This window comes from Paenibacillus hodogayensis, assembly GCF_039536325.1.
Classification (GTDB): domain Bacteria; phylum Bacillota; class Bacilli; order Paenibacillales; family NBRC-103111; genus Paenibacillus_AB; species Paenibacillus_AB hodogayensis.
In genome coordinates this window covers 1,199,348-1,211,517 of record NZ_BAAAYO010000001.1, presented here as the reverse complement: position 1 = coordinate 1,211,517, position 12,170 = coordinate 1,199,348, and the positions used below count along the sequence as shown (strand labels likewise).

Annotated in this window: 11 protein-coding genes; 10 read left to right on the top strand and 1 reads right to left on the bottom strand. The window is 56.1% G+C overall.

Annotated features, from left to right (window positions below):
• Positions 1-27: 27 nt before the first annotated feature.
• Positions 28-894: an AraC family transcriptional regulator gene (locus tag ABD796_RS04900; protein WP_344903669.1), complete on the bottom strand. Its 867-nt coding sequence runs from the start codon at positions 892-894 to the stop codon at positions 28-30.
• 269 nt (positions 895-1,163) lie between these two features.
• On the opposite strand from ABD796_RS04900, the gene ABD796_RS04895 reads away from it, so the two are divergent.
• From ABD796_RS04895 to ABD796_RS04850, 10 genes are all read left to right on the top strand, one after another.
• On the top strand, positions 1,164-2,516 hold the full coding sequence (locus ABD796_RS04895; RefSeq protein WP_344903666.1) for an LLM class flavin-dependent oxidoreductase: 1,353 nt from the start codon (positions 1,164-1,166) through the stop codon (positions 2,514-2,516).
• 53 nt (positions 2,517-2,569) lie between these two features.
• Positions 2,570-3,850: an ABC transporter substrate-binding protein gene (locus tag ABD796_RS04890; RefSeq protein ID WP_344903663.1), complete on the top strand. Its 1,281-nt coding sequence runs from the start codon at positions 2,570-2,572 to the stop codon at positions 3,848-3,850.
• A gap of 57 nt (positions 3,851-3,907) precedes the next feature.
• Positions 3,908-4,717: a hydroxypyruvate isomerase family protein gene (locus tag ABD796_RS04885; RefSeq protein WP_344903660.1), complete on the top strand. Its 810-nt coding sequence runs from the start codon at positions 3,908-3,910 to the stop codon at positions 4,715-4,717.
• A 7-nt stretch (positions 4,718-4,724) separates the two neighbouring features.
• Positions 4,725-5,462, top strand: a complete 738-nt coding sequence (locus ABD796_RS04880; protein ID WP_344903658.1) for a sugar phosphate isomerase/epimerase family protein — start codon at positions 4,725-4,727, stop codon at positions 5,460-5,462.
• 10 nt (positions 5,463-5,472) lie between these two features.
• Positions 5,473-6,489 carry a Gfo/Idh/MocA family protein gene (locus ABD796_RS04875; protein ID WP_344903655.1) on the top strand — a complete coding sequence of 339 codons (1,017 nt, stop codon included), beginning with the start codon at positions 5,473-5,475 and terminating at the stop codon, positions 6,487-6,489.
• Positions 6,490-6,521: 32 nt separating this feature from the next.
• The gene (locus ABD796_RS04870) at positions 6,522-7,397 is read left to right on the top strand and encodes a sugar phosphate isomerase/epimerase family protein (RefSeq protein WP_344903652.1); all 876 of its coding nucleotides are present in this window, start codon (positions 6,522-6,524) and stop codon (positions 7,395-7,397) included.
• A 267-nt stretch (positions 7,398-7,664) separates the two neighbouring features.
• Positions 7,665-8,402: a hypothetical protein gene (locus tag ABD796_RS04865; RefSeq protein WP_344903650.1), complete on the top strand. Its 738-nt coding sequence runs from the start codon at positions 7,665-7,667 to the stop codon at positions 8,400-8,402.
• Positions 8,403-8,414: 12 nt separating this feature from the next.
• The gene (locus tag ABD796_RS04860; RefSeq protein WP_344903647.1) at positions 8,415-10,106 is read left to right on the top strand and encodes a vWA domain-containing protein; all 1,692 of its coding nucleotides are present in this window, start codon (positions 8,415-8,417) and stop codon (positions 10,104-10,106) included.
• A 38-nt stretch (positions 10,107-10,144) separates the two neighbouring features.
• The gene (locus ABD796_RS04855; RefSeq protein ID WP_344903644.1) at positions 10,145-11,284 is read left to right on the top strand and encodes a toxic anion resistance protein; all 1,140 of its coding nucleotides are present in this window, start codon (positions 10,145-10,147) and stop codon (positions 11,282-11,284) included.
• Between the two features lie 142 nt (positions 11,285-11,426).
• Positions 11,427-12,140 carry a cysteine hydrolase family protein gene (locus ABD796_RS04850; protein WP_344903641.1) on the top strand — a complete coding sequence of 238 codons (714 nt, stop codon included), beginning with the start codon at positions 11,427-11,429 and terminating at the stop codon, positions 12,138-12,140.
• Positions 12,141-12,170: the final 30 nt, after the last annotated feature.

Genomic DNA, 12,170 nt, shown 5'->3' with positions numbered 1-12,170 from the left:
CGACGGGCCAGTCCGAGCCGTTAACGATCAATCCGGTTCGCCATGAACGGAACGCCGAAATTCGCCGGGAGACCTGTCGAAATGCTTTTTGAACGCTTTGGAGAACGAAAACAAATCCGGGTAGCCGACAGAAAGCGCGATTTCGGTCAGCGTGCATGTCGTATCCTCCAGCATTTTAAGGGCCGCCTTCATCTTGAGGCTCTGCAAATATTTGATCGGCGACGTGCCGTATGCAGCGTTGAACCTGCGGCTGAAATAGGCCCGATCCACCCCGACGAACGAGGCGACCTTCTCGATCGTGATCCCTTCCGCGTAGTGCATCTCCAAATAATCCGCTCCTTTCTGCAGCCAGCTGCCGGAATGCTCCCCGGGCTCGTTTTCCAGACCGGCATCGGGATGGCTAAGCGCCTCGAACACATTGTACAGCACGCTCAGCTTAGCTAAATCCGACGCTTTTCGGCCGCGGGATTGAATCAAACCGAAAAAAACGTCGAGCAGCTCCCGCACTTCCGGACGAATGGCGTTCTGCGAATAAGGGCTGGCAGGACTAATGCGCAGCCGCTCCAGAATCGACAGCGCCTTTTTGCCGTCGAAGGCGATCCAGGCCATCTGCAAAGGATGCTTCGCCGAAGTGAAATATTCGTGGGACCGGTTCGGGAATAAGCAGAACAGATCGTTGGGGCTTAAAGCATAGCTCTTGTTATCCTGGACAAACGTACCCGTTCCTTCCAGCACGAAGTGCAGGCTGTAATAGGTTGTCGTCCGGGGGCCGATGCGGTAGTGGGGCTTGGCGGCATTCCTTCCCAGACGGATCGGCCATACGGCATTGGATTTATCGAGGACGGTCGGGGTGAAAAAATAGCGTTCTGCATATTCCATAGGCTCGTCCTGCATAGGGGGTTCACTCCTTTTAAAGGTCACAAACTGACAAATAAAGTTCGACACATTATGATATGGACGATAACGGAGCAAGCCTGTTATTGTGTATATATCCGACAAAGCACAGCGAAATTATGGGTATACACAATTTTATCATTTCATCGTTACCATTCCAATGGGACATAGAATCGCCTTACGGCGGACCTATGTCTTTTTTGTTCGATAACGCGGCTGGTATCCGGAAATGATGACGTGTTGTCTCACTATCGGTCAGGAGGAGCAGTATGAGTCGAACAAACGAAAGCGGATCGGGTGGGCTGCGTCTGGGTGTGTTTCTGGATGCCGCCGGACATTATGCCAGCGCTTGGCGCCATCCTGCGGCGCCTACGGAGCGGTTTTTCCGTCTGGAATACTACAAGCATTTGGCTCAGACCGCAGAACGGGGAAAACTCGATATGGTCTTTTTCTCCGATCGGTACGGCATTCCGGACCGTTACGGCGACAGCTTTCATGCGACGGTGAAATCGCTGCATTCGGCGAGATTGGACCCGTTTACACTGATCGCGGCCTTGGCGGGAGCGACGGAGCGGATCGGCCTGGCGGCGACCGTATCCACAAGCTTTAGCGAGCCGTTCCACGTGGCGCGTCAGTTCGCCTCGCTGGATCTGTTGAGCGGCGGCCGGGCGGCGTGGAACGTGGTCACTTCCACAAGCGACAACGAAGCCCGCAACTTCGGCGGCGACCGTATTCCCGATCACGAACTGCGCTATGAGCGGGCCCGCGAATTTCTCGAAGTCGCTAACGGGCTGTGGGACAGCTGGGAGGAGGATGCGTTCGTTTTCGACAAACGGGCCGGGCTCTATGCCGAGGCGGACAAGGTCCATTACTTGCACCATCGGGGCCGGCATTTCGATGTCCGCGGGCCGCTCGACGTGCCGCGCTCTCCGCAGGGGCGTCCGGTGCTCGTCCAAGCCGGATCGTCGAACACCGGCAGGGATTTTGCTGCCGGAGCGGCCGAAGTCGTCTTCACCGCGCAGCCGTCGCTGGAAGGAGCCCGGGCCTTTTATGCGGATATGAAGGCGCGCGCCGCCGCATACGGACGTTCGCCGGACGCCATCAAGGTGATGCCCGGAATGATGCCGATTGTAGCCGCCACCGAGGCCGAGGCCAAGGAGACGGAGGCGCTGCTGGCGGAGTTCGCGGACCCGGTGGCCGGGCTTGCCATTTTATCCGACCAAATCAATTACGATCTGTCCGTCCATCCGCTGGACGGTCCGGTGCCGGAGCTGAGCGAAGCAACGGGCATGCAAAGCCGGCTCCAACTGGTCGCCAAGCTCATGCAATCGGATTCGCTTACGCTCAGGCAGCTGGGGCGGTTTTACGGCGGGAGCCGGATGCACCGCAAAGTCGTCGGCACGCCAGTGCAGATTGCCGATTTTATGGAGGAGTGGTACAAGCGGGAAGCTTGCGACGGCTTTAACATCATGCCTCCCTATTTGCCCGACGGGCTGGAGACATTTATTGACGGGGTCGTACCCGAGCTGCAGAACCGGGGGTTGTTTCGGACGGAGTACGAAGGCGCGACGCTTCGCGAGCATCTGGGACTGCCGCGGCCGGTATTCCAAGCCCGCTCGTAAAGACATTGGAACGACGAAAACATGATTACGAAAACTACAGGAGGTCGTTTCTCATGAAAACAAAATGGCGTAGAAATCAATGGTGGTTAAGCGGTTTGCTGGTACCGGTCGTACTGGCGGCTTCGGGATGCTCGCAAAAGGAGACGGTCTCGTCGGCAGGCACGGATGCAAAGCCCGAGCATGCTCCGGTTACGCTCACGGCTCAGCTTTCGGCGGCCTATAAAGAGGTGTTCACGAAGTATATGGAGCCGGAGATCAAGTCCAAGCTGCCCTACATTACGATGAACTATGTGGATGAAAAGCCAACGCTGCAAGAGAGAATCGCAACCGGCGACATACCGGACATTCTTTTGCCGAACGGGAACCTCCGGCCGATTATGGAAGTCAACCTGCAATACGATTTAACCGAGCTGATCAAAAAAAATAAATTTGACTTATCCAAGCTGGACCCGACTTTGATCGACAGCATCAAGGCTTATGGCACAAAAGGCGAAATCTACGCGCTGCCCGGAGACCGCAGCGTAAAAATATTGCTGTACAATAAGGACTTGTTCGATCGGTTTAACGCCCCTTATCCCAAGGAAGGGATGAGCTGGGACGAAGTGATCGAACTGGCCAAGAAGCTGACGCGGACGGAGGGCGGCGTCAACTACTACGGCTTGAACACGGCCGGTTACGGAAATCTGAAATCGCAGCTGCAGCTTCCGGTATTCGGCAAGGACGACAAGGCGCAGCTGTTTACGCCGGAATGGCAGAAGCTGGCCTCCGCCTGGAAAACGATTAACGACATCCCCGGCAACCGGACAACCGCCAATGCCCGCGACCTGTTCTCCAAAGAGCAGAACACCGCCATGCTTCTCAATAACTCGTCCTGGCTGCTTCGCAACCCGGTGGCCGGTCTCAATTGGGATTATGTCGTGGCGCCTACGTTCGAGAACCGGCTGGTGCCCGATCTGCTGGGCTCCATGCTGTCCATTGCGGCGACCAGCAAGCAGAAGGATGCCGCTTTCCAGGTGTTGGCTTTGTATTATTCGGACGAGATTCAAAGCGCGATCGCGCGGGATGCCGCTCTTGTCGTCGGGTCCAGCGTCCCGGAAATCCAGAAGCAGTATGGGGCGAACAAGGAAAGCACGAAAGGTAAAAATGTGCAGGCCGACTTCTCCGGGAAAGCGGCTATCAAAGTGATCGAACCGTTTGACTATGTAGCGTCTCCGATTTTGAATCAGGCGTTTAACGATATTGCCGACGGAAAAAAAGATATCAATACCGCGCTCAGGGAAGCGGAGGAACAAGTGAACCTGAAGGTTCAAGAAGAGAAGGCGAAGCTCAAGTAAGCAGTCCGCAAGACAAAGCTGCGGAGAAGTCGGCAGCATAGACGGAGGTGGCCGGGCATGATCAAGTTTTCCGCGCATTTGGAAATGAACTTTGGCAAGGAAGTGCCTTTTCGCGACCGGTGGATGGCCGCGAAAAGCTTCGGATTTGAAGGCTGCGAATTCGTATGGAGAAACGTGGAGCTGCCGGAAGCGGTCCATGTGCGCCAAACCGCGCCGCTCGAGGTAAGCTGCCTGGGCGGCACGACCGGATTCGCCCCGGGCGCGCGCCCGGTGCTCTTCCTTCCCGAAGACCGGGACAGGCTGGCCCGGGACACGGAGACGGCCGTCGCCTACGCCCGGGAACTGTCCTGCAGCAACCTGATTATGGTGCCGGGGAATAAGATCGAGGGCTGGAGTGTGGAAAAGCACAGGCAGGAAACGGTCGCATCGCTGAAATATATCGCGCCTCTGCTGGAGGGAGCCGGAATTACCGCGCTGATCGAGCCGTTGAACAGCAAAGTCGACCATAAAGGAGTCTACTGCGATACGGCCGAAGAGGGCTTTCGGATTATTGAGGAGACGGCAAGCCCGAATGTCAAAGTGCTGTACGACGCTTATCATAGGCAAGTGATGGGGGAGAACATCGTCCGGGCGGTTCGCGAAGGGCACCGCGCAATCGGCTACTATCATTTGGCCAGAGTGCCGGGAAGAAACGAGCCCGTGGGCGGCGAAATCGATGCATTCGCCTTTTTGGAGGCGGTCGCGGAGACGGGATACGACGGATTTGTCGGGCTCGAATATAAACCTTCCGCCGACTACTTGAGCGCTTTTCAACAAATCAGAAGCGTATATCCCGATTACCTGGGAAGCGCAAGGAAGGAGGCTTGATTCGCCCGTGACATCGCCGCAAATTGCCATTCAGGCCCGAATATGGGGTCTGGTCAACATCAATCAAACGTTCCCGGCTATTTTCGATCAAGCATGGGAGTGCGGGTATGCCGGAGTCGAGAGCCGCTTCACGCTGCTAGACGATATGGAGAAACTGCAAACGTATTTGTCGTCCACGCCGCTCAAGCTTGTAGCTCTGCATGCCGGCTTGAAACAATTCGATCCGCAAGCGGCCGATTATACGGACATCCATGCGCTTCTGGACAAGATGAATGCGATCGGCACGGACTATTTGCTGGTCAGCCTCGGAAAGCAGCCGGAATACGGCCGCTGGTTCGAGCTGGCCGGCAGGCTCGCGGAAATATGCGCGAAAAGCAATGTCACTTTTTGCTATCACAATCATGCGGACGAATTCGAGTATTCCCCGTTTTTTGACGAGTTGACAGGAAGCTACGGGGTTCCGCTCGCCGCCGATTTGGCGTGGGTATGGAGGGCCGGCCAAGACCCCGCCCGGTTTATAGACCGCTACGCCCCGCATATTCGCTACGTTCACGTCAAAGATTCGACGTCCGGCGGACAATGGAAAGAGCTCGGCCAGGGGGATATCGACCTGCAAGCGGCGCTGCGGCGTACAGCGGCTCTACACTTGCCCTGGTGGACCGTAGAGCAGGACGACACCGACAAGGACCCGTCCGAAAGCGCGGGCATCAGCAGAACATATTTGCGAAACCATTTTGGATGGTGAGGAGACAACGATGAGCAGATTAAAAATTGCGGTTATCGGCGCGGGCGATATGGGCGGCAATCATGTCAAAGGCTGGATTTCCGCCGGCCACCAGGTCGTCTCGATTACCGACACCGATTCGGACAGAGCTGTCAAATTGGCGTATGCGTATAATATTCCGGCCCTGTACAGCGATTACAAGGAAGCGATCGACGATCCGCAGGTGGACATCGTATCCATTTGCCTCCCGCTTGTTTTTCATGCTCCGGTTACCGTTTACGCCGCCGGGCGGGGCAAGCACGTATTTTGCGAGAAGCCGCTGGCCTCGTCGATCGAAGCGGCCGAGGCCATGCAGCAGGCGGTCGAGCGCGCGGGAGTACAATTCGGTATCGGCTTTCAACGAAACTATGCCAAAGGCGTAGGCTTGGTCGAGCAGTGGGCGAGCGAAGGCCGATTCGGGCGTCCGCTCGTATTCAGCTCGGACCTGATGCAGGAAGTAAGGCCGAAGGTGGCCATGCACGACGCGAATGGCAACCAGGGGCCTGTCATGGACGCTTGCTGCCATTATTTCCTGATGTGGCAGACCGTTTTCCGTTCCAAGCCGAAAAAGGTATTCGCCAGTGGCGGCATTTTGGCTAAAGGCCGTCCCGAAATTGCCCATTTCGAGCAATTAGCCATCGATACGGCCGTCATTACCGTGGAATACGAGTCCGGGGATATCGGTACGATGAACGTTTCATGGGGGCTTCCCAAGAAAAGTCAGATTCGCGGAAGAAAGGATCGCATTTACGGACCGAAGGGCGGCGCGGAAGGGGCGTTCAATTCGTTCGGGAGAGCGGCCGTGCAGTTCGAGTTGTACGAGGGAGACAAGACGGAGACGGTAACGGTGGAACAGCCGGAATTGTTCCAGCAGGAATTCGAAGCGTTCGTCGAAGCGATCCGGGAGGGCAAGCCGGCTCCGGTCGGCTTCCGGCAAGGGCTCGATATGCTGAGATTGTCCCATGCCGTGCTCGAATCGGTAAGAACCGGGACTATCGTCTATTTGTAAATGAGCATTCCATCCAGAGAGGCGGTTTGTCGGTGAGGATCGGTTTTTATCATTCATGCTGGAATCATTGGAATTTGCAGAAGACATTCGAGTGGGCCGAAGCCAACCGCTTCTCCGGCATCGAGCTGCATGGCGGGCCGAAATATACGTTCGCGGATTGGAACGAGCTGGCGAACGGCATCGGCTGCTCCGGGATTCTTTCCCTGCAGGAGAAGCACGATATGCCGATTACGGGCATTATGTTCGGAGCGCTTCCTTTCCTGTCTCCCTCTGCGGAGGAGAGAAGGCGGGCGGTAGAGACCATCAAAGTTTTGCTGAAGGCAGCCGCCCGATTGGGTATACCGGTCGTCTCCACGTTTACGGGCAGAGATCCCTCCTTATCCGTAGAGGATAATCTGCCACTGGTCGAGAGGGTATTTCCGGAAGTCGTCGAATTTGCCGAGTCCTGCAGCGTAACGCTGGCGTTCGAAAATTGCCCGATGTACGAGTTTTGGCCGCCGGTGCACAATGTGGCCGTCTCTCCGGCCTTATGGCGGGAAATCTTCAACAGACTGCCTTCTCGACGTCTCGGCCTTAATCTCGATCCGTCGCACCTCGTCTGGCAGGGCATCGACTACGTGCAGGCGGTTCACGACTTTCAAGACAGAATTGCAATCGTTCAAGCGAAAGATACCGAGGTGCTTGAGCGGGTGCTGCGGACGGAAGGCATGATGACCTGCAAATGGTGGAGACACCGTATTCCGGGTCAAGGGGATGTCGATTGGAATAAGTTTATCGCCGCGCTGCACGATATCGGCTATGAGGGAACGATCAGCATCGAGCATGAGGACCCGATCTGGTCGGGCAGCGACGCCAGAATCGAGCAGGGGCTGCTTCAAGCCAAGCATCACTTGGAGCAATTTATGTGAGCCGCCTGTTCTTCTCTCCACATTTAAAAGCTTGGCGAAACTGCCAAGCTTTTTCGTCGTATAGTGATACAGAGAATGTTTTCTCCGGAGCCGACCGGCTCCCCCGGCGGCGAACGGAACGGACCGCGGCTGGAGCGAACGCAAATTGTTTCGGCAATTCTCGACGGGAAAAGGAGTTGTAAAAAGGAAAATGAGGGAAAATGTCGAATCTTCTCCATAGATATAGGTACGGACGCGTTTCTTGAAGGGGTAAAGGGGGTGTAACGCTTGACTGGAACCAAATACATAAAACTGTTCGGCTTGATCGTAGGCGTGGCGGTTCTCAATATTATCGTTTTCTCGCCCGGAATCGTAGGCTTGGAGATCGGCGGCGGCGCGCTCGCCACGGCGTCCGGGATCACCTTGCTGCTCGCCAGCGCGATTGCGCTGCTGTACGGGAGCTACGTCCTGCTGGCCCGGCAGCCCGAAGCCTTGCCGGTCAAGCAAATCAGCACGCATGAGGACTACGTGGAGGCGCTGACCCGCTACCGGCGCGTCAAACCGCTGGAGGGCGATATTCGTTTCGCCCTGGAGCAGCTGGAGCGGATCAGAAAAAAGCGGGAAACGTTGATGGACGTCCTTAACCAGCGGTTCGAACCGGGCGAGCTGAGCTACAAGAAGTTCGCTTCCGTCATCCGCGAGGTCGAGAAGCTGTTTTACTTGAACGTCAGAAGCATGCTGAACCGGCTTAACGTGTTTGACGAGGCGGAGTTCGCTAGCGTTATGACGCAGAAGACGGCGCGTTTTTCCAAGCAGCTGATGCAGGAGAAAACGAACTTGTACAACGATTTTCTGGCTTTCCTAAAATACTCTCTGGACAATAACGAGGAAATCCTGCTGAAGCTGGATAAGCTGCTGCTGGAAATATCCCGCCTGGACAGCTTCGAGCCGGGCGACATCGAGAATATGCCGTGCATGCAGGAAATCGATTCGTTAATCAAGCAAACCAAATATTACAAACAGTGAGAAGGTGCTAGGTTGGCAAAGAAGAAAAACACATTTTTCCTGATCGCGCTCCTGATCCTGGCGGTCGTATTCGCCCTTGTTTACGTTGGGGTCAATCTAACCTCCAATCTGGGAAAATCCAAATCCCAGGTCACGTTGGAGGACGCGGCCAAGCAACTGAACAAGCTTTACGCCAATATCAAGGTCACGAACGAGCCTACGGTAAAAGGGCAGATCGACCTGAACCCGATCGATGTGGCCGAGTCGCTGCCGGATATATCCAAGTTTCCGGTTACCGTACCCAACACGTCAAACAACTTTGTGGAAATTTTCTCTTCTACGGAAAAATCCGGCACCGGCGTGGACGGTTGGCTGACCGACGTGGCCACCGAGTTCAACAAAGCGAACATTACCGTGGACGGCAAGCCCGTATCGGTCAAGGTGCGCAACATCGCGTCGGGAACGGCGGCGGATTATATCAAGTCGGGCAAATACGTCCCGGACGCCTTCACCCCCTCGAACGAGCTGTGGGGCGAGATGGTCAAGGCGAGCGGCGTCAAAACCGAAATGGTAACGCCGCGTCTTGTCGGCAACGTGCCGGGGATCGTCATCGCGAAGTCCAAATACGATGCGCTCGTGAGCGCGTACGGCACGATCAACATCAAGACGGTGACGGAGGCCATTGCCAACAACGAGTTTTCGATGGGCTATACGGACCCGTTCGCCAGCTCGACCGGTCTGAACTTCCTCGTGACGGCGCTGAATACGTTCGACAGCTCCAATCTGCTCGGCGACAAGGCTGTCAAAGGATTCGAGAAATTCCAAGCGAATGTGCCGTTCATCGCCTCGACGACGATCCAGATGCGCGATGCCGCCAAGTCCGGCATGCTGGACGGGTTCGTGCTGGAGTATCAGACGTATGCCAATGCGGCCGACTTGAAGGGCGGCTACGTGTTTACGCCTTTCGGCGTCCGGCATGACAGTCCGCTGTACGCGCTCGGCGATCTGCCGCCCGCAAAGCTGGAGATCGTAAAGAAGTTCGCCGAATTCGTCACCCGCGATACGTATCAGAAAACGGGGAAGGACAAAGGCTTCAACAATCTCGACGACTATAAGCCGGAGATGGCCGCAGTGGACGGCAGCTTGCTGTCGGCCGCCCAGAAGCTGTGGAAAGAGAAGAAGAACGGCGGCAAGCCGATTGCGGCCGTGTTCGTCGCCGACGTATCCGGCAGCATGGCGGGCGAGCCGCTGAACCGCCTGAAAGAGTCGCTGCTCAAAGGTCAGAAATATTTGGGCAAGGAGAACAGCATCGGGCTCGTGTCTTATTCCAGCAACGTAGCTGTCCGGCTGCCGATCGGCAAGTTCGATACGAACCAGCAATCCATGTTCGTCGGCGCGGTGAACAGCCTCCAGGCCAACGGCGGCACGGCGACGTTCGACGCGATTGTCGTGGCGGTGAAGATGCTGCAGGAGAAGATGGCCGAGGACCCGAACATGAAGCCGATCATTTTCGTGCTCAGCGATGGCGAGACAAACGAAGGTTATTCGTTGAAAGACATCAAGGGACTCATCGAGGCTTACGGTGTGCCGATCTACACGGTCGGGTATAACGCCAACATTAAGGCGCTGCAAAGCATCTCCAGCATTAACGAGGCGGCCAGCATCAACGCGGACACCGACGACGTCGTCTATAAGATCGGAAATTTGTTCAACGTTCAAATGTAGCGTTGGCCTGAAAGCTATCATACCGGGGGAGGAATACGATGTCGTTTTCCATGGAAGTCGCAAGTCCGGAAGAAATTAAGGCCGTAATCGAACAAGAGGTCAAGCCGGTGCCCGAAGAGGTGGCGAAGCTGAAGGAGCTGGCGCTTGCCAACGTCTCGGCGATCATGACGCTTGATGTCGAATCGCTGGAGAAGCGCAGGGAAATTCTCGGTTCCATCGAATCGTTCGGGATGAATACGATGAGGTCGTCCTCGGAGAAAAACGCCCTGCTCCAAGTATCCGTCGGGAATTTGTCCAAGACGGGGGACGAAGGCGGTCAAGTGGCCAAAGGGCTGACGGAGCTGCATATACAGCTGAAGGATCTGGACCCGAGCCTCATCGATTTTGCCAAGACCGGGTTGCTGGGCAAGCTGTTTAATCCGCTGCGGGCTTATTTCCTCCGCTACCAGAAAGCCGATTCGGTCATCGCGGATATCGTGCTGTCCTTGGATAAGGGCAAAGCTACGCTCAAAAACGACAACACTACGCTGGAGATCGAGCAGCAGACGCTTCGGGATTTGACCAAAAAGCTGCAGAAGGAAATTCAGCTCGGAGCTTTGATGGACGAATCGATCGAAGGGCAGATCGAGCAAGCGAAGCTGCGCAACGAGGACCAGGACAAAATCCGCTTTATTACCGAGGAAGTGCTGTTCCCGCTTCGTCAGCGGGTGATGGACCTGCAGCAGATGCTGGTCGTCAACCAGCAAGGGATCATGGCGATCGAGGTCGTCATCCGCAATAACAAAGAGCTGATTCGCGGGGTAGACCGGGCGAAAAACGTGACGATCACGGCGTTGAAAATTTCCGTGACGGTCGCGAGCGCCCTCTACAATCAAAAAATCGTTTTGAAGAAGATCGAGCTATTAAACCAAACGACGAACGAACTGATCGCCAATACGTCCCGCATGCTGAAAACGCAGGGCGCCGCGATCCAGAAGCAATCGATGGAGGCGAATATCTCGGTCGATACGCTGAAGCAAGCCTTTTCCGATGTGATGTCGGCGCTCGATTCCATCAGCGCCTACAAGCAGGAGGCGCTGCCCAAAATGCGCCAGACGATCGAGCAGTTCCGGACGCTGGCCGACGACGGCGAGAAGCAGATCGTGCGTCTGGAAAAGGGTCACAAGCTGGGCTTATAGAAATCCGCACAGGGCTGCGAAGGAATATTCCTTTTCGCAGCCTTTTTTGGCTTGGAGGGTTAAAAATCTTTGAAATGTTAACGGATTCTGTCACCAATATAAGGTACACTGGGAGTAAGCACATTTCATTCGGAGGGAACTTATGAGCAGCTATACGCGTCCCAATTGGCGCACATCCGCGTTGGTCACGATCGATACGCAAAACGACTTTACGCTGCCCGGCGCTCCGGCCGAAATCCAGGGCACGTCGGCGGCGCTGCCCAATATGGAGAGGGTGCTGAACGCCTACCGGGCTCAAGGGTTGCCGGTCCTTCACGTCATTCGTCTATACATGGAGGACGGATCGAACGTCGATCTATGCCGCAGGGAAGCAGTGGAGAACGGCGCCCGGATCGCCGCCCCCGGCACCGAAGGCGCAGAACTGGCCGATGCGATCCGTGCGGCGGGCTATGCGCCGCTGGACGCCGACAAGCTGTTGAACGGCGGGTTTCAGGAGGTCGGGGAGCGCGAGTGGGCGATGTACAAGCCGCGCTGGGGCGCCTTTTACCGGACCGGCCTGGAGACGTTTTTGCGGGAGCGGGGAATCGACACGCTCGTCTTTATCGGCTGCAACTTCCCGAATTGCCCGCGAACCTCGATCTACGAAGCGAGCGAGCGGGATTTCCGCGTTGTCCTGGTGGCGGACGCCATGTCGCAGGTTTACGAGAAGGGCATCCAGGAAGTAAGCGGCATCGGGGTATACGTTTGCGGCACGGAGCAGGTGCTGCACACGGTGGCTGAGCATGATACAACCATGCTGGCCGATGCTCCCGAGAACGGTACCCGCAATGGCATCGGTCCAGAGGGAGTGGAATAGACCGCGCCGTTATGGTTGACGATGAAAGAG

Bases quoted from the DNA above. Each gene is read 5' to 3' on its own strand.
- ABD796_RS04900 (WP_344903669.1), bottom strand. From the start codon at position 894: ATGCAGGACGAGCCTATGGAATATGCAGAACGCTATTTTTTCACCCCG.
- ABD796_RS04875 (WP_344903655.1), top strand. From the start codon at position 5,473: ATGAGCAGATTAAAAATTGCGGTTATCGGCGCGGGCGATATGGGCGGC.
- ABD796_RS04850 (WP_344903641.1), top strand. From the start codon at position 11,427: ATGAGCAGCTATACGCGTCCCAATTGGCGCACATCCGCGTTGGTCACG.
- ABD796_RS04895 (WP_344903666.1), top strand. From the start codon at position 1,164: ATGAGTCGAACAAACGAAAGCGGATCGGGTGGGCTGCGTCTGGGTGTG.
- ABD796_RS04855 (WP_344903644.1), top strand. From the start codon at position 10,145: ATGTCGTTTTCCATGGAAGTCGCAAGTCCGGAAGAAATTAAGGCCGTA.
- ABD796_RS04885 (WP_344903660.1), top strand. From the start codon at position 3,908: ATGATCAAGTTTTCCGCGCATTTGGAAATGAACTTTGGCAAGGAAGTG.
- ABD796_RS04890 (WP_344903663.1), top strand. From the start codon at position 2,570: ATGAAAACAAAATGGCGTAGAAATCAATGGTGGTTAAGCGGTTTGCTG.